14 protein-coding genes are annotated in these 17,859 nt (G+C 64.9%); 7 read left to right on the forward strand and 7 right to left on the reverse strand.

The window, feature by feature from the left end:
• The first annotated feature begins 176 nt into the window (after positions 1-176).
• From VG320_RS15015 to VG320_RS15030, 4 genes are all read left to right on the forward strand, one after another.
• Positions 177-1,013 carry a M90 family metallopeptidase gene (locus VG320_RS15015; RefSeq protein ID WP_327200890.1) on the forward strand — a complete coding sequence of 279 codons (837 nt, stop codon included), beginning with the start codon at positions 177-179 and terminating at the stop codon, positions 1,011-1,013.
• A 156-nt stretch (positions 1,014-1,169) separates the two neighbouring features.
• Complete coding sequence (locus tag VG320_RS15020) at positions 1,170-1,433, forward strand: type B 50S ribosomal protein L31 (protein WP_028224764.1); 264 nt, start codon at positions 1,170-1,172, stop codon at positions 1,431-1,433.
• 277 nt (positions 1,434-1,710) lie between these two features.
• Entirely contained in the window at positions 1,711-3,465 is a 1,755-nt protein-coding gene (locus tag VG320_RS15025; RefSeq protein WP_327200891.1) for a glycosyltransferase family 39 protein, read from the forward strand.
• A gap of 14 nt (positions 3,466-3,479) precedes the next feature.
• Positions 3,480-4,847 carry an MATE family efflux transporter gene (locus tag VG320_RS15030; RefSeq protein WP_327200892.1) on the forward strand — a complete coding sequence of 456 codons (1,368 nt, stop codon included), beginning with the start codon at positions 3,480-3,482 and terminating at the stop codon, positions 4,845-4,847.
• Positions 4,848-4,953: 106 nt separating this feature from the next.
• Here VG320_RS15030 and lipA read toward each other — a convergent pair whose 3' ends face one another.
• The 5 genes from lipA to VG320_RS15055 form a co-directional block, all read right to left on the reverse strand.
• On the reverse strand, positions 4,954-5,931 hold the full coding sequence (gene lipA, locus VG320_RS15035) for a lipoyl synthase (RefSeq protein WP_327200893.1): 978 nt from the start codon (positions 5,929-5,931) through the stop codon (positions 4,954-4,956).
• Between the two features lie 14 nt (positions 5,932-5,945).
• Complete coding sequence (locus VG320_RS15040) at positions 5,946-7,067, reverse strand: acetoin dehydrogenase dihydrolipoyllysine-residue acetyltransferase subunit (protein WP_327200894.1); 1,122 nt, start codon at positions 7,065-7,067, stop codon at positions 5,946-5,948.
• A gap of 4 nt (positions 7,068-7,071) precedes the next feature.
• Complete coding sequence (locus tag VG320_RS15045) at positions 7,072-8,076, reverse strand: alpha-ketoacid dehydrogenase subunit beta (RefSeq protein WP_327200895.1); 1,005 nt, start codon at positions 8,074-8,076, stop codon at positions 7,072-7,074.
• 46 nt (positions 8,077-8,122) lie between these two features.
• Positions 8,123-9,100, reverse strand: a complete 978-nt coding sequence (locus VG320_RS15050; protein ID WP_327200896.1) for a thiamine pyrophosphate-dependent dehydrogenase E1 component subunit alpha — start codon at positions 9,098-9,100, stop codon at positions 8,123-8,125.
• Positions 9,101-9,236: 136 nt separating this feature from the next.
• Positions 9,237-10,292: an ATP-NAD kinase family protein gene (locus VG320_RS15055; protein WP_327200897.1), complete on the reverse strand. Its 1,056-nt coding sequence runs from the start codon at positions 10,290-10,292 to the stop codon at positions 9,237-9,239.
• A 471-nt stretch (positions 10,293-10,763) separates the two neighbouring features.
• Between VG320_RS15055 and VG320_RS15060 the strand changes: the two genes are divergently transcribed.
• The 3 genes from VG320_RS15060 (at position 10,764) to VG320_RS15070 (ending at position 14,142) form a co-directional block, all read left to right on the forward strand.
• On the forward strand, positions 10,764-12,740 hold the full coding sequence (locus tag VG320_RS15060) for a sigma-54-dependent Fis family transcriptional regulator (RefSeq protein ID WP_327200898.1): 1,977 nt from the start codon (positions 10,764-10,766) through the stop codon (positions 12,738-12,740).
• A gap of 246 nt (positions 12,741-12,986) precedes the next feature.
• Complete coding sequence (locus tag VG320_RS15065; RefSeq protein ID WP_327200899.1) at positions 12,987-13,592, forward strand: helix-hairpin-helix domain-containing protein; 606 nt, start codon at positions 12,987-12,989, stop codon at positions 13,590-13,592.
• 112 nt (positions 13,593-13,704) lie between these two features.
• A complete protein-coding gene (locus tag VG320_RS15070; protein WP_327200900.1) occupies positions 13,705-14,142 on the forward strand; it encodes a YidB family protein in 438 nt (145 codons plus the stop codon).
• A gap of 135 nt (positions 14,143-14,277) precedes the next feature.
• On the opposite strand, the gene clpB is transcribed toward VG320_RS15070, so the two are convergent.
• Entirely contained in the window at positions 14,278-16,875 is a 2,598-nt protein-coding gene (gene clpB, locus VG320_RS15075) for an ATP-dependent chaperone ClpB (RefSeq protein WP_327200901.1), read from the reverse strand.
• A gap of 175 nt (positions 16,876-17,050) precedes the next feature.
• On the reverse strand, positions 17,051-17,575 hold the full coding sequence (locus tag VG320_RS15080; RefSeq protein WP_327200902.1) for an Rrf2 family transcriptional regulator: 525 nt from the start codon (positions 17,573-17,575) through the stop codon (positions 17,051-17,053).
• Positions 17,576-17,859 lie beyond the last annotated feature (284 nt).

Here is a 17,859-nt window from a genome sequence, read left to right on the forward strand (position 1 = left end):
ACCCGGCGAGGCGCAAGGACTGGCGCTCTCGCAGATCAGCAGGATGGTGGCGCAGCAGGCGAGTTTCCTGAGTTCGCTCGACGGGTTTTATTTCCTGATCGGCGTGGCCATCGTCGGCGGCGTGTTCGCGGCGTGGCAAAAGCAGATCGATTGAACAACGTGCACAACGTGAAGCAATGCTTTCGAAACTGACCCACTGGTTCGACGCGCGACGCCGCGAAAAGGCGCTGCGCACCTATGCAATCGACGATGCGCTCTGGCAGGCGACGCTCGGCGGGCTGCCGTTTCTCGCCCACCTCGACGCCGCCGACCTCCTGCGCCTGCGCGAACTCACGAGCCTCTTTCTCGCGCACAAGGAATTCACCACGGCGCACGAACTCGAACTGACCGACCAGATCGCCGTGGCGATCGCGGTGCAGGCCTCGTTGCCGGTGCTCAATCTGTCGCTCGATCTGTACAAAGGCTGGGTCGGTGTGACGATTTATCCCGGCGAATTCATCATCCGCAAGACCGTCGAGGACGAAGACGGCGTGGTCCACGAAGTCGAGCACGACGCCAGCGGCGAGGCCTGGGAAGGCGGCCCGGTGCTGCTGTCGTGGGAAGACGCGCAGATGACCGATGGCAGCGACGCCTACAACGTCGTGATCCACGAGTTCGCGCACAAGATCGACATGCTCAACGGCGAGGCCGATGGTCATCCGCCCCTTTTTCGACGCTGGCATGCGCCGCTCGACGCGCACGCCTGGAGCGACGTGTTCGACAACGCCTATGACCAGTTCTGCAACAAGGTGGACGCCGTGCCGGAGCGGCGCTGGGCGCGTTTCGAACGCGATTCGCTGATCGATCCCTATGCCGCCGATCATCCTTCCGAGTTCTTCGCGGTGTGCAGCGAGGCGCTGTTCGTCAAACCGCAGGCGTTCGAGGCCGAATATCCGGAGCTTTACCGGCTGCTCGCGCGCTATTACCGTCAGGACCCGGCGCGCGTAGGCGCGCTGGCGGCCTTGAACAACTGATCGCAACGCTCGAAAAATCGCCAAGCGGCTGATTTTCTGGCATAATCGCCGTTTTTCGACCTTGGGCAAGTGGCTCGCGCCTTCGGGCAAGAGCGCCGGTACTGCATAGGGCAGCCGGGCTCGCGGGTTGGCTACCGTCAGATTTAAGGAATAATCATGAAAGAAGGCATTCACCCGGATTACCGCGAAGTTCTGTTCATCGACGTTTCGAACGATTTCCGTTTCGTGACCCGCTCGACGATCCAGACGCGCGAAACCGCAGAATTCAACGGCAAGACCTACCCGCTCGCAAAGATCGAAGTCTCGTCGGAATCGCACCCGTTCTACACGGGCACGCAGAAGATCATGGACACGGCCGGCCGCGTCGAGAAGTTCAACAAGAAGTTCGGCGCACGCGCTACGGGCAAGGCAACGAAGTAAATCTTCGTCGCACCGGCTTCCATGCCGGTCCCACACAGAAAGGGCAGCATACGCTGCCCTTTTTTGTTGCCCGCGCGTCTTGTTTATCGCAGACGGTTACCGCTTATTTCTGCGCCCTACCGTTTCATTGCGTTCGCACCAGCCTGCGCCGTGACGTGCGCAGGCGCGCCCGGCTAGAATGCCGGATGCTCCCGACCGGGTGCAGGCACGTCAATCGCGGCGAATCCTTGCCTCGACGTTGCACCGCCGGTCCGCTTACCCGATTCTTTCGTACTGCATGAAGCCTGCCATTCGCCTGACCGCCTCCGCCACCAGCGCCCTGCCGCGCTGGCTGCTGCTGACCATCACCATCGTCTTCGCGTCGTTCGGCCTGTTTGGCCGCGATCCGTGGAAGAACGAGGATGCGGCAGGTTTCGGTGTGATGTGGACGATGGCCGGCGGCACCTCGCACGACTGGCTGCTGCCGAACCTCGTCGGTAAATACGCGACCGAGAACGGCCCGCTGGGCTACTGGCTCGGCGCGCTCTGTATCCGCATCTTTGCGCCGTGGGTGGATGCGAGCAACGCCTCGCGCGTCGCCACCGGCCTGCTGTTCTGCTTCGCCTGCGCGTTCGTCTGGTACAGCGCCTATCTGCTGGGCCGCCGCGCCGAAGTGCAGCCGTTCAAGTATGCGTTCGGCGGCGAACCCGAGCCGCGCGACTACGGCCGCACGCTCGCCGACGGCGCCTTGCTCATTCTGCTCGCCTGCTTCGGTCTCGCCGAGCGCGGCCATGAAACCACGCCGCAACTGATGCAGTTCCTCGGCATCGCCATGCTGGTCTATGGCCTCGTGCGCGCCATCGACAAGCCCATCCAGGGCGCCGTCTGGTGGGGCGCGTCGCTGGGCGTCGTGATGCTGTCGAGCGGCCCGGTGCTGGTGGGCGCGCTGCTCGTCGGCACGCTGGTGATGCTGGCGGTCGCGCCCGAGACACGCTCGCGCTGGCTGCTGGTGGCGGGGCTGCCGGTGGCGATCGTAATCGGCTTCTCGTGGCCGCTGATCGCGCTGCACGCCTATCCCGACGACGCCGTCTGGTTCATCAACCAATGGGCGCGCACCAACGTCAACGCGTTCGCGGGGCCGCCGGGCACGGTGCTGCGCTACGCCGCCAAAAACCTGCCGCTGTTCACCTGGCCCGCGTGGCCGCTCGCGATCTGGGCGTGGGTGAGCTGGGCCGGCCTGCGCCGCGCGCCGCACATCGCGATTCCGCTGGCCGTGATCGTGCCGTTGCTGATTCTCGTGGTCGTGCAAAGCCACGAAACCAATCGCCTTTTCATGCTGGTGCTGCCGGCGTTGTCGGTGCTCGCGACCTTCGCGCTGCCCACGCTCAAGCGCGGCGCCATCAACGCCATCGACTGGTTCGCGGTGCTGAGCTTCACCATCCTCAGTACCTTCGTGTGGCTGGTCTGGCTGGCGGGCATGACGGGCTTTCCGGCGCCGCTTGCGCGCAATCTCGCGCGTCTCGTGCCGGGCTTCGCGCCGCAATTCAAGATTCTGTCCTTCGTCTGCGCGGTAGGTGTCACGCTGTGCTGGATGGTGCTCGTGCATTGGCGCGTGGCGCGTCACCCGAAGGTGCTGTGGCGCAGCGTCGTGCTGTCGAGTGGCGGCACCACGCTGATGTGGGTGCTGCTGATGACACTCTGGCTGCCTGTCGTCAACTACAGCCGGACGTATAAGGATGTTGCCCAGCAGATCTCGGCGCACCTGCCCGCCGACTATCAGTGCATTTCGCCCGTGCGGTTGGGCGATGCGCAGATCGCCACCTTCGCCTACTTCGGCAAGATGCACTTCTCGTTCGACGAGGATTGCGACGTGATCCTGCGTCAGGACACCCAGGACTACGGCGAACCCAGCTCGATGTCGAACTTCGTCTGGAAGCTGGTCTGGGAAGGCCGCCGCGCCGCCGACCGCGACGAGCGCTTCCGTCTCTACGTGCGCATCGATCGTCCGCAGCCGCCGCTCAAGAAGCACGTGTGGCGCAAGCGCCCCGACTGACGACAGAGGCCGCGGTGACGACAACCTTCCTCGGCGACGTCCGGCGCATCGCCGGCCTTGCCTGGCCGGTGTTGGTCGGGCAGCTCGCGATCATCGCCTTCGGCGTGATCGACACGGCGATGGTGGGCCGCTATTCGGCGCTCGACCTGGCCGCGCTCGGGCTCGGATCGTCGATCTATGTCTCGGTCTATATCGGCTTGACGGGCATTCTTTCGGCGCTGCAGCCGGTCGCCGCGCAACTCTACGGCGCGCAAAAGGACGCCGAGATCGGCGAGGAAGTGCGCCAGGCCTTCTGGCTCGCGCTCGTGCTGATGGTGGTCGGCTTCGTGATTCTGTACTTTCCCGGCCCGCTGCTCGATCTGGCGCGTGCGCCGGAAGCGCTGCGCGATCGCACTATCGGCTATCTGCGGCTGCTGTCGTTCGGTCTGCCCGCGAGCCTGGCGTTTCGCATCTATAGCTCGCTGTCCAATGCGGTCGGCCGACCGCGCCTGGTGATGTTTTTGCAGGTCGGCGCGCTCGCGATCAAGGTGCCGCTCAATACGTGGCTGATTTTCGGCGGCCTGGGCGTGCCGGCGCTGGGCGGCCCCGGCTGCGCGCTCGCCAGCACGTCGATCAACTGGGCACTTGCGCTGTGCGCGGCGATCGCGTTCACGCGCATCGACGTGTTCGCGCCGTTCGAGATCTTCCGCCATTTCTGCTGGCCGGTCTGGAAACGCCAGGTGGAACTGCTCAAGCTGGGCATTCCAATGGGGCTCTCGTATCTCATCGAGGTGACGTCCTATACCTTCATGGCGATCTTCATCGCGCGGCTGGGCACGACGACGCTCGCGGGTCATCAGATCGCCGGGAACATGGGCGCGGTGCTTTACATGACGCCGCTGTCGATTGGCGTGGCGACCTCGACGCTGGTGGCGCAGGCGCTGGGTGGCGGGCGTCACGCTGAAGCACGTACGCTTGCGCGGCACGGCGTGATGACGGCGGTGGCAATCGCGTGCTGCTATGGCGCCATCGTGTTCGTGCTGCGCCCGCTCATCATCGGCGGCTACACGCCCGATCCGGCCGTGGCAGTGGCCGCGATGCCGCTCGTCGCGATCGTGACGGTCTATCACGTCTTCGACGCGCTGCAGATCACGGCCGCGTTCGCGCTGCGCGCGTACAAGGTCGCCGTGGTGCCGACGGTGATTTATGCGATCGCCCTCTGGGGTGTGGGTCTGGGCGGTGGCTATGCGCTCGGCTTCGACGTGTTCGGCACCCTGCCCGCCTGGGCGACGGGCGCGCGCGGCTTCTGGATCGCCAACGCGGCGAGTCTGGTGATCGCAGGCGCGGGCCTGGTCGTGTATCTGTCGCGGGTCAGCACGCGCTATCTGCGCGCCGAAGCTTGAACGGCTGCCACAACCTGCTTGACGACTGAATTCCAGGCGCGCGGCGCGCGCCTGATCCCGGAAGCGGGCCTCCTTGGCTGTTAGTTGCAAAACAGCGCAAAACCGATTAGCCTGCCGCGCGCGCCGCCTCCACCGTCTGCGCCGCATGATACGAGGACCGCACGAGCGGCCCCGCCACGACTTCCCGAAACCCCATCGCCATTCCCGCCTCGCGCAACGCCGCAAACTCTTCCGGATGCAGATAACGCCGCACCGGCAAGTGATAGCGCGAAGGCGCGAGATATTGCCCGATCGTCAGCACCTCCACGCCGTGATCGCGCAGATCGCCCATCGTCGCCCTCAACTCGGCATCCGTTTCGCCCAAACCCACCATCAACCCGGACTTCGTGACCAGCGCCGCATGCGCGTGCTTCGCGCGCGCGAGCAGATCGAGCGAGCCGTGATAATCCGCGCCCGGCCGCGCCGCCCGATAAAGCGACGGCACGGTTTCGATGTTGTGATTGAACACATCGGGCCACGCGGCCGACAGCGCATCCAGCGCACGCGCGATGCGGCCACGAAAATCCGGCGTCAAAACCTCCACGCCGATGCCCGGCACGCGCGCACGCACCTGCTCGATGCACTGCGCGAAGTGCGCCGCGCCGCCGTCACGCAGATCGTCGCGATCGACCGACGTGATGACCACATGCCGCAGACCGAGCGCCGCGACCGCTGCCGCCAGATGCGCGGGCTCGGCGGCGTCGAGCGGCTCGGGCCGCCCGTGCGCGACGTCGCAGAACGGACAGCGCCGCGTGCACAAGCCGCCCATGATCATGAACGTGGCCGTGCGTTGCGAGAAACATTCGCCGATGTTCGGGCACATCGCCTCCTCGCAGACCGAATGCAGCCGATGCTCGCGCAGCACCGCGGCCACTTCCGCGACCGTCGTGCTCATGAGCGGGCGTGCGCGCAGCCAGGGCGGTTTCGGCAGCGTCTCGCCGGCCGGCGCGGGCACGATCTTCACCGGAATGCGCGCGAGTTTCTCGCGGCTGCGCAGGCCGTGCTGGCCGAGCGCGGTATCGCCGGACAATACAAGCTCAGACACGGCCTGGCTCATCGTCAGCCTCCCGACTCGAAAAAGGCCTTGAGCAGGCGGTTGACCTCGGCGGCGGCTTCCATCTGCACCATATGCCCCTTGCCCGCAATTACCTCGACGCTCACCGTGGGCGCGAGGCCCTGGGCGTGCTTCGCGGGAATGATCTGATCCGCCTCGCCCCAGATCACGAGCACCCTGGGCGCGAGCGTCGACAGCCTGTCGCGGAACACGCGCCGCTGCGCGCCGCCCTCAAACGCCTGCGAGGAGATAGTGCGCAGCGCCTCCTGCACGCCTTCGAGCCGCTTGTACTTCACGAGATCCTCAACGAGTTGGCGCGTCACCAGCGCGGGATCGGCGAACAGCTTCGTCACGTGCGGTTTCAGTGCGTTCCGGTTCGCCGCCGAGGTAAAGCCTTCGATATACGCACCGTCGATTTCATCGCCCAGACCCGCGCTCGCGATCAGCGCAAGCGACGCGACACGCGCAGGCGCGCTTTCGGCGACGGCCATCGCCACCGCGCCGCCCAGCGAATGTCCGACGAGATGCGCGCGCGCAATCTCCTGCGCATCGAGAAAGGCCACCACGCTTTGCGCCAGTTCATCGAGCGCGCCGCTCTGCACCGCCTTGCCTGACTCGCCATGGCCCGGCAGATCGAGCGCCCAAACCGTGCGTCCGCTGGCCAGATCGGCGTGATTGAAAAGCCAGTTATTGAGATCGCCGCCGAAGCCGTGAATCAGCACGACAGGCGTGCCGCTACCTTCGCCAAGCTTGAGCCAGCGCACGGTGCGCCCGCCGATCTGCGCCTTCTCCGGCTGCGGGCCGGCATCGGCATCGCCTGCTTTCGCGGGCACAAAATCGCGCTGGAATTCGCTCACCGCAGCATCTATTTCGGCATCCGAAGCGTCTGCATCGGCGACCACGCCCAGCAGCGCGCCCACCGGCAGCGTATCGCCTTCCTGCGCGATCTGCCGCCGCAAAATCCCTTCGAACGCGCATTCGACGCCCGAGGCGATCTTGTCCGATTCGACGTCGAGCAGTTCCTCGCCCTTCGTGACCTTGTCGCCCGATGATTTGAGCCAACCGTTCACCTGGCCCTGCTCCATCGACAAGCCCCATTTGGGCATCGTAATCATGTGGATCGGCATAACGTCAGCTCCTTGCGGCGCGCGCGGCGGCGGCGATCTGGTCCGCCGAGGGGATATAGAGGTCTTCGAGCGAAGCCGCGAACGGCACGGGGGTATGCGGCGCGGTCACCATGCCGACCGGCGCCTTGAGAGCGCGAAACGCCTTGCTGGCGACCAGCGCGGCGATATCCGTGGCGATCGAGCAGCGCGGATTCGCCTCGTCCACGACCACCACGCGACCGGTGCGCTGCACGCTTTCCAGAATCGCTTCCTCGTCGAGCGGCGAAGTCGTGCGCAAGTCGATCACATCAGCTTCGATCCCTTCTTTCGCGAGCTTGTTCGCCGCATCGAGCGTGTAATGCACCATGCGCCCGTAGGTGACGAGCGTGATATCGTCGCCGTCGCGCACGATGTTCGCTTCGCCGAAGGGAATCGAATACGACTCTTCGGGCACGTCGCCTTCCATCGTGTAGAGCAGTTTGTGCTCGCAGAAAATGACCGGATCGTTATCGCGGATCGCCTCGATCATGAGGCCCTTCGCATCATAGGGCGTGGCCGGACACACGACCTTGAGACCCGGAATATGCGTGAACAGCGAGGTCAACATCTGCGAATGCTGGGCCGCCGCGCGCAGGCCCGCGCCGCACATCGTGCGGATCACAACGGGCGTCACCGCCTTGCCGCCGAACATATAGCGGAATTTCGCGGCCTGATTGAAGATCTGATCGAAGCACACACCCATGAAGTCGATAAACATCAGCTCCGCAACCGGGCGCATGCCGCACGCCGCCGCGCCCACCGCCGCGCCGATAAAGCCACCCTCCGAGAGCGGCGTATCGAGCACGCGCCCCGGAAACTTGCCGTAAAGCCCCTTCGTCACGCCCAGCACACCGCCCCACGCGTCCTGTTCACCCGGCGCACCCGCACCGCCCGCATTGTCTTCGCCCATTACGATCACACTTTCATCGCGCGCCATTTCCTGGGCAAGCGCCTCGTTGATCGCCTGCGAATAGGTAATTTTCCGTGCCATTTCCGTCTCCTTGATCTGGAATCCTGATGATTGATCTGCAATGCGTTCAGGGATACGACACGTACACGTCCGTGAGCAGCGCTTCGGGCGCGGGCAACGGTGCGGCCTTCGCCTTGGCCACAGCGTCGTCGATCAACGCTTGCACTTGCGCATCGACCTTGCGCAGATCGTCGGTACTGACCAGTTCCGCGCGCACCACGCGCTCTTCGAAACGCTTCAGACAATCCTTTTCCTCGCGCAATTTCTGCACTTCGCCGGGCGCGCGATAGGTCTGCGCATCGCCTTCGAAGTGGCCGAAATAGCGCGACAGCTTCATTTCCACCAGTGTCGGGCCGCCGCCGTTGCGCGCCCGCGCGATAGCCTCGCCCAGCGCTTCGTGCACGGCGAAAAAATCGAAACCGTCGACGATCACGCCCGGCATGCCGAATCCATTGGCGCGGTCGGCGATGTTATCGGCGGCAACCGACCAGGTGGACGAGGTCGCCTCCGCATAGCCGTTGTTTTCGGCCACGAAAATCACCGGCAGCCGCCACACCGAAGCCAGATTCATCGATTCGAAAATCACGCCCTGATTCGAGGCGCCGTCGCCAAAGAAACACACGCCCACGCCGCCAGTTTTCCTGTGCTTCGCCGCGAGCGCCGCGCCGCAGGTGAGCGGTCCGCCCGCACCGACGATGCCGTTCGCACCCAGCATGCCCTTCGACAGATCGGCGATATGCATCGAGCCGCCCTTGCCCCGGCACGAACCGGTCTCGCGGCCATAGATTTCGGCCATCATCTCGCGCACGTCCACGCCCTTGGCGATGCAATGGCCGTGGCCGCGGTGGGTCGTGGCTACGTAATCGGCGTCGTTCAGATGGCTCATGACGCCAACCGCCGACGCCTCCTCGCCCGCATAGAGGTGCACGAAGCCGGGGATCTCGCCGGTGGCGAATTCGGTGTGCAAGCGCTCCTCGAATTCGCGGATCGTGCGCATCGAGCGATACGCCTTGAGCAACTGTTCCTTGTTCAACTGGCCTGACATGGTTGTCTCCTGTCGATAAGACGCTGTGTATGCCTGCAGCACTGCAACCGGCGGCGTCGGTGGAACCTGAAGCCGCCGTCCACTTTCATGCTGATGTCTCCTTGAGTTGGCTATTTCGTTGGATGATTTCGTGGGATTAGTCGGAGGCGTGACGCATCAACTGATGCGAAGCCGCGTAACGCAGCGTGCGCGCGACATCGACGGTCAGCGGGCCGTGCCAGTCGAGCGACACTTCGTAGCGGTCGCCGCGCGCCGGTTCGATCTCGCGCTCACCGTCGAAGGCAAGCGTGCCGTGGCCCGCATCGAGCGGCAGCGCCATCCCGGCTTCAAGCCGCTCGCAGGTACGCATCGTCACGCGCTCGATACGGCCCGGTGCGATGGGGGCGATCAGCGGCACGCCCTCGCCTGCTTTTTCCTCGGCGTGCGCAAACGTCATGTGCAGACCATGCGCGGCGTCGCGGCCCACTGGCGCCCACGCGCCGCCAATCGAGGCGAGTCCGATTCCGTCCGGTGGCGCAAAGGCGAGAAATAACGATTCGATATCCGAACTATCTGAAATCGCCCGGGCGCCGATGAAAGGCTGGCGCGACACGCAGATATCGACCAGTGCGATTTCCTCGCGGCCGCGGCTCGGTCCTTCCACGCAGCGCGCCACCAGCCGCTTGTTGCGCGCCAGCGCCGTTTCGGCGGGCACTGCGCCGGTCGCGACGAGCGCACCGGCCAGGCCCGCCACCGTGGCCTCGCGCAGTTCGGGAAAAGCGTTGTTGGTGCCGGTGGATAGCGCGATGAGCGGTGTCGCGCCGCAATGCGCAGCCACGGCGCGATGGGTGCCGTCGCCACCCAGCACGGCGATCAGCGCGACCTGTTCGCGGATCATGTGGGCGACGCCCGCGTGGGTATCGGCGACGCTTTCGCTCACGGGCAGATCAACGAATTCGACCGCCGGCCAGCGCGCGCGCGAATCGACGGCGGCGTGCGTTTCCAGCGCGCGCAACACCAGCGCGGCCACGCCGGTGCGATCGCGCAGCGTAAGCACACGCTCCACGCCTAGCGCGCCGAGACCGGCAAGCAGGCGCACCACCATGTTGGCTTTTTCCGCCGTCGGAAATACCGAGGCATGCGTGGTGAGACGGCGTATATCGCGACCCGAAGCCGGGTTCGCGATCACGCCTACGGTCACGGGCGTCGTCACGGGCGTTGTCTCCTGTCCATGCGTCGCGGTGGCGCGCATGGACTTGTGATGGCGGCGCGTGCTCGGTGCTTCATTTTCGCGCCTTGATTGCCAGCATTCTCTGCAAGCGTTATGCCAATCGTGTTGAAACGGTGCCTTCGAACCGTTAGAGGCTTTTGCCATGGGCGTTTGCGCCGAAGAGGCATAAGCCACCGCCAGGTCGCCCGCAAGCGTGGCGGCGTCTCACGAGATCATCCGGCGCGAGTCGCATGCTGGCGCGGCTATGCCTGGCGCACGCAAAAGCCCCGCAGCAAGGGCCTTTCCGGCGCACGCAGCACGTCTCACCGGCATCGCGAGACGGCTGAGACGATCGTCTCAGCCGTCTCGCTTGCTGCGCTGCGGTGTGATTGCGCGTGGCGAATGTGCTACAAAAGATCGCGCCGGCCACCCGCCGCGCCTCATCTGGCACGTCCCGAACGTCTGGAATCGCTCATGCCCTACGCACTCGCTCCCACCCGGCACGCCGAACGCGTGCGCGGCGCTGTCGAAGGCCGGCTGCCCGCGCCGTCCGACTCGCCGCGCCTCGTGTCGTCGTGGCAGCGCTCGTTCGAGCGCTATCTGCTCGATCCGGGCTCGGTGATCGGCCCGCGCGTGCTCAGCGCCACCGAACTGCGCGAGATTCGCGATCGCGAGGAAGCCTTTCTGCGCGCCTCCGGCCAATGCCTGACACGTCTGCACGAGACCGTGCGCGACGCCGATTACTGCGTGATGCTCACCGACGCCCACGGCGTCACGATCGACTCGCGCGTCGACCGCGAGCGCCGCAACGACTTCAAGCATGCGGGCCTTTACGTCGGTTCCTGCTGGTCGGAAAGCGAGGAAGGCACCTGCGGCATCGCGAGCGTGCTGACCGATCTCGCGCCGATCACCGTGCACAAGACCGATCACTTCCGCGCGGCCTTCACGACGCTCACCTGCAGCGCCGCGCCGATCTTCGCGCCCGGCGGCGAGCTGATCGGCGTGCTGGACGCGTCCGCCGTGCAGTCGCCCGACAATCGCGACAGCCAGCGCATCGTCAACCAGCTGGTGCGCCAGAGCGCCACGCTGATCGAAGACGGCTATTTTCTGCATCGCACCTCGGCATGCTGGATTCTGTTTGGGCATCAGAACCGCAATTACGTCGAGGCCCAGCCCGAACTGCTGATCGCCTTCGACGAAAACGGCAACGTGATGGCCGCGAACCGGCGCGCGCGCGAATGCATCGCGGGCCTCGACGCGCCGCGCCACATCGACGAGATTTTCGATTCCTCGCACGTACAGTTGCGCGATATCGGCCGTATCGAAGCGATCGCGGCGCTACGCCTGCGTGCGAGCGGCGCCATGCTCTACGCACGCATCCGTGCACCGCTCGGGCGGATCGGCTCGCCAGGCCAGCACGGCGCGACGCCGCTGCGCGAGGCCCGCACAACGCCCCACGGGCACCACAGCGAAGCGCAGGAACACAGCGCGCTCGGTCCGTTTCTGCGCAGCGCCGATGCGCGCGTCGCCGATAACGCCCGCATCGCCCAGCGCGTGGCGGGCAAGCGGCTGCCGGTGCTGCTGCTCGGCGAAACGGGTGCGGGCAAGGAAGTGTTCGCGCGCGCGATCCATGATGCGGGACCGCGCCGCAATCGCCCATTTGTGGCCGTCAATTGCGGTGCGCTGCCGGAATCGCTGATCGAAAGTGAGCTGTTCGGCTATGCGCCGGGCGCGTTTACGGGCGCACGGCGGCATGGCGCACGCGGCAAGATCGCCATGGCCGACGGCGGCACGCTTTTTCTCGATGAAATTGGCGACATGCCGCTCGCCTTGCAGACGCGCCTGCTGCGCGTGCTCGCGGAGGGCGAGGTGCTGCCGCTGGGCGGCGAAGCGCCCACCCATGTCGATCTCGACGTGATCTGCGCGACGCACCGCGATCTTGCGCGCATGGCCGCCGAGGGAAGTTTTCGCGACGATCTCTACTACCGGCTGTGCGGCGCTGTGCTGACGCTGCCGCCGCTGCGCGAGCGCCGCGATATCGCCACGCTGATCGATACGGTATTCGCCGAAGAAGCGCAGGCGGCAGGCCGCCCGCTCGCGCTCGACGCCACACTTGCGGCGCGCCTGGCCGCGTTTGCGTGGCCCGGCAATCTACGCCAGTTGCGTAACGCAATGCGCTACGCATGCGCAGTGTGCGATACGGTGCGCGTCGAGTCGCGGCATTTGAGCGCCGATCTGGCGGCGCAATTGCCGCACACGGAGCCGCGCGACGCGCGGATAGACACCGCGCAGCCGATGAATAACGAAGCCGATGAACGTGCACGCATTCTGGCCGCGCTCGTGGCGCATCGCTGGCGTCCCAATGCGGCTGCGGCCGCGCTCGGCATCTCGCGCGCGACGCTTTATCGGCGCGTGGCGAAGCTCGGTATCGTCGGGCCGCATCGGGCCTGAAACCCGCGAAAGCGCGCAAAAACGACGCACCATCCTGACGCACGCTCGAGCAACGTTCCCGCTGCCGGAATGCACAGAAGTATTAAACATTGTGCGGTGCGATTGCTTTGCCACGAAACCGTGCGTATAAATCGACCGCTTGCGTTCACGGATACGCCAACTGTCCTATTCTTGTAGCGCAGCACCAACGACTGGATGCGTCGTCCGTTCCCGGCTAACCGAAATGCCCTCAATGGAGTGATTGCCATGCTCAAGAAGTTGCTGATGCTGTTCCTCGCGATTGGGTTCTCGCTGTCCGCCGCGCTCGCCGTGGCCGGTGTCGAAGTCAACAGCGCCGACGAAACCGCGCTCGAATCGGTCAAGGGCATCGGCCCCGCCCACGCCAAGGCGATCCTCGACGAGCGCAGCAAAAACGGCCCGTTCAAGGACGCCGACGATCTCGTGAACCGCGTCAAGGGCATCGGTCCGAAGTCGGTGCAGAACCTGGAAGCGGCGGGTCTGACGATCAACGGGTCGTCGGCGCCGCCGGCGGGCAAGCCTGCCGCGACGCCGAAGAGCAGCAAGAGCACGGCAGCCGCCCCCGCAGCCACCGCAAACACGACCGGCACGGCACCCAACCCGGCGACCACGATGGCGCAGACGCCCGCCGCCACGACCGCGCCGCAGGCCGCATCGGACGCGAAGGCCGGCAAGTCCAAACACAAGAGCAAGAAGGCCGACGCCGCCGCGAGCGCAGCCGATGCGGGCAGCGCCGCCTCGGCGCCTGGCGCGGCTTCGGATACGAAAGCGAAGAAGGCTAAAAAGTCGAAGAAGAGCAAGGCCGCATCGGATGCGGCCGCTTCGGGCGCCTGATGTTTGAATTTGTGTCTTCGGCGCACCTGATTTCCAGCATGTGCGCAATATTGCGCACCGCCCCACTCACCGGCTGCGGCCCCCGCCACGGCCATTATTCAGAGAGATTCTCATGAGCCTGTTAGATACCCTCGGTTCCCTGCTCGGTTCGTCGCAACAGCAACAAGGCGGCGGTCAGGCCCAACTCCTCGCGCTCGCGATGGAATTCGTCAACAACCAGCCGGGCGGCCTGAATGGCCTGATCCAGAAGTTCCAGCAAGGCGGTCTGGGCGAAATCGCGCAATCGTGGGTCGGCAACGGCGAAAATCAGGCGGTCTCGCCCGATCAACTGCATAACGTGCTGGGCTCCGATGTCGTGTCGGGTCTAGCGCAGAAGGTCGGCATGGAGCCGGGCCAGGTGACTGGCATACTGGCCCAGGTCCTGCCGCACATCGTCAACGCCGGCACCCCAACCGGCGAAGTGCCGCAAGGTGGCCAGATCAACAGCGAAAGCGTGCTGGGCACGCTCGGCGGTCTGGCGTCGCTGCTTGGCGGCAACAAGCAGGCTTAAGCGCACCTGGGCACGCCTGAGCACACTGCGGCACCATGAAAAAAGGGCTCCCCGAGGGGAGCCCTTTGCATTGGCAACGATGTGAGCCTCGCGGCTCGCATCGTCTTCGCGCCTGTTACGCCTGCTGAGTGTGCCTTAGTGCACAACGCGCTCGAACACCAGCTTGCCGTCCTGCACATCGACGGGAATCACGTCCTTCGGCCCAAACTTGCCCGCGAGGATCAGCTTGGCGACCGGATTCTCGATCTCCTGCTGGATCGCACGCTTGAGCGGGCGCGCACCGAACAGCGGGTCGTAGCCCACGTCCGCGATCTTGCCGAGCGCCGCGTCCGACACCACGAGTTCCATGTCGAGCTTTTCCAGACGCTCGCGCAGACGCTGCAACTGGATCTTCGCGATCGACTCGATGTTGTCCTTGCCGAGCGCATGGAACACCACAACTTCGTCGATACGGTTCAGGAATTCAGGCCGGAACTGCAGCTTCACCTCGTTCCACACCGCGTCCTTGATCGCTTCCTGCGGCTCGCCTGCCATCGACTGGATCAGGTGCGAGCCGAGGTTCGACGTCATCACGATCACCGTGTTCTTGAAGTCGACGGTGCGGCCCTGGCCATCGGTCATGCGGCCGTCGTCGAGCACCTGCAGCAGCACGTTGAACACGTCCGGGTGAGCCTTTTCGACTTCGTCGAGCAGGATCACACTATACGGCTTGCGACGCACAGCCTCGGTCAGATAACCGCCTTCCTCGTAGCCCACGTAGCCCGGCGGCGCACCGATCAGACGCGCGACACTGTGCTTCTCCATGAACTCGCTCATGTCGATGCGGATGAGATGATCCTCCGAATCGAACAGGAAGCCCGCGAGCGCCTTGCACAACTCGGTCTTGCCCACGCCCGTGGGCCCGAGGAACAGGAACGAGCCATACGGCTTGTTCGGGTCCGCCAGACCTGCGCGCGAGCGGCGGATCGCATCGGCGACCGCGTTGATCGCCTCATCCTGGCCGACCACGCGCTCATGCAGCTTGTCTTCGATCAGCAGCAGCTTTTCGCGCTCGCCCTGCATCATGCGCGAGACCGGAATGCCGGTCGAACGCGACACGACTTCCGCGATTTCCTCCGCGCCCACCTGGGTGCGCAGCAGACGATGACGCGTCGGATTGTTCTGCTCGCTGGCCTCCGCCTGGGCGACCTGCTTCAGTTGCGACTCCAGTTGCGGCAGCTTGCCGTACTGCAATTCCGCAACCTTTTCGAGCTTGCCCTCACGCTGGAATTTCGTGATCTCGGCGCGCACGCGGTCGATCTCTTCCTTGATCTGCGCGCTGCCCTGCACGGCGGCTTTCTCCGCCGTCCAGATCTCTTCGAGGTCCTTATATTCCAGGCTCAGACGGTCGATCTCTTCCTCGATCAGCTGCAGACGCTTCTGCGACGCTTCGTCCTTTTCCTTCTTGACGGCTTCGCGCTCGATCTTCAACTGGATCAGACGGCGGTCGAGCTTGTCCATCTCTTCCGGCTTCGAATCGATTTCCATCTTGATCTTCGAAGCGGCTTCGTCGATCAGATCGATGGCCTTGTCCGGCAGGAAGCGGTCCGTGATGTAGCGATGCGACAGTTCCGCCGCCGCGACGATGGCCGGATCGGTGATTTCCACGCCGTGATGCAGTTCGTACTTTTCCTGCAGACCGCGCAGGATCGCGATGGTCGCCTCGACCGACGGTTCATCCACGAGCACCTTCTGGAAGCGGCGTTCGAGCGCGGCATCCTTTTCGATGTACTTGCGATATTCGTCGAGCGTGGTCGCGCCGATGCAGTGCAGCTCGCCGCGCGAGAGCGCCGGCTTGAGCATGTTGCCCGCATCCATTGCGCCTTCGGCCTTGCCCGCACCCACCATGGTGTGGATTTCGTCGATGAAAACGATGGTCTGGCCTTCGTCCTTGGCGATGTCGTTGAGCACCGACTTCAGCCGCTCTTCGAATTCGCCGCGATACTTCGCGCCCGCGAGCAGCGCCGCCATGTCGAGCGAAAGCACGCGCTTGCCCTTGAGCGTTTCCGGCACTTCGCCGTTGACGATGCGCTGCGCGAGGCCTTCGACGATGGCCGTCTTGCCCACGCCCGGCTCGCCGATCAGGACCGGATTGTTCTTGGTGCGGCGTTGCAGGATCTGGATCGAGCGGCGGATTTCGTCGTCGCGGCCAATCACCGGATCGAGCTTGCCGGCGCGCGCGCGCTCGGTCAGATCGACCGTGTATTTCTTCAGTGCTTCGCGCTGGCTTTCGGCGTCCTGGCTATGCACCTGCGCACCGCCGCGCACGGCGACAATCGCAGATTCCAGAGCCTTGCGTGTCAAGCCGTTCTTGCGCGCGATTTGACCGGCGTCACCCTTGTCGTCGGCGACCGCCAGCAGGAACATCTCGCTCGCGATGTAGGTGTCGTTGAGCTTTTGCGCTTCCTTGTCGGCCTGATTGAGCAGGCCCGTGAGCTCGCGGCCGACCTGCACGTTGCCGTCGGTGCCCTGCACCTGCGGCAGACGGTTGATGGCGTCGTTGAGCGCGTTCTGCAGCGCCTGCACCTGCACGCCTGCGCGCGACATCAGCGAGCGCGCCGAACCGTCCTGTTGAGCGACGAGCGCCGCCAGCAGGTGAACCGGTTCGATGTATTGATTGTCGTGGCCGACCGCGAGGCTTTGCGCGTCGGCGAGTGCTTCCTGAAACTTGGTGGTGAGTTTGTCGATTCTCATTTAAAGCGAGACCTCCAGTATTCTTGACTGTCACCAAATCTAAGGGGTCCTGCGCCATTTTCAAGCGCCGATCGCGTCATTTTTTCCGATTTTTACGACAAGCGTATGCAACCCCGCCAGCAAGGGGCGTCACGGCGGGAAAAAAGCTGAGGCGAAGGTGTGGCGGCGCGTGCGCTCAATGCTCGCGCGATGGCGCGCGCCGTGCAACCGGTCCGCCAGTTGCGGCTGCGGCGGCGGCGTCAGGCACGAAATTGATGGGCACGAGGCCGAGCAAACCGGTCAATTCGGCCGCCGGTTGCGCGAGTTCGCCGATTGTGTGACGGTCGAGTTCGGCGAGGAACGCGTCGCGCGCCGCCGCCAGCGCATGCTTGAGGCGGCATTGCGGCTCTATGACGCACTGTCTGCGTTCGCCCTGCTCGTCGGGGAAGCAGCCGACCAGCGCGAAATCGTTCTCGGTCTGGCGCACCACGGCCCCGACACTGAGCGCCGGCGAGTTCGGCGCGAGCCGCAGGCCGCCGTTGCGTCCCCGGATGGTCTCGACCCAGCCCAGTTCGCCCAGACGCTGGACCACCTTCATCAGATGGTTCTTCGAAATGCCGTAGGCGTCCGAAATTTCCTGGATCGTCGAGAGGCCGTCGCGGCGCAAGGCGAGGTACAACATCACGCGCAGCGAGTAGTCGGTGTAATCGGTCAGTCTCATGGCGACGGGGCGAGCGGCTGGGAAGCGGCTGGGATAAGGAAGGCGAAGCCATACCTTAACATGCAGGCGGCATGCACGTTTTCGCCTCGCCGGGTATCATGATCCGCTTATCGCTTTACTCAGCCGTCCGATCATGAATCACCTCGACGCCAGCGTGCGCCACACCGTCCCCACTGAAGACAACATCCGTGAACTCGTCTACGCGTTCTACGATCGTGTACGCGCCGACGCCCTGCTCGGCCCGGTCTTCGACGGCGCGCTGGCCGGCCGCTGGGACGAGCATC

The sequence above is a fragment of the Paraburkholderia sp. genome (assembly GCF_035948235.1).
GTDB lineage: Bacteria > Pseudomonadota > Gammaproteobacteria > Burkholderiales > Burkholderiaceae > Paraburkholderia.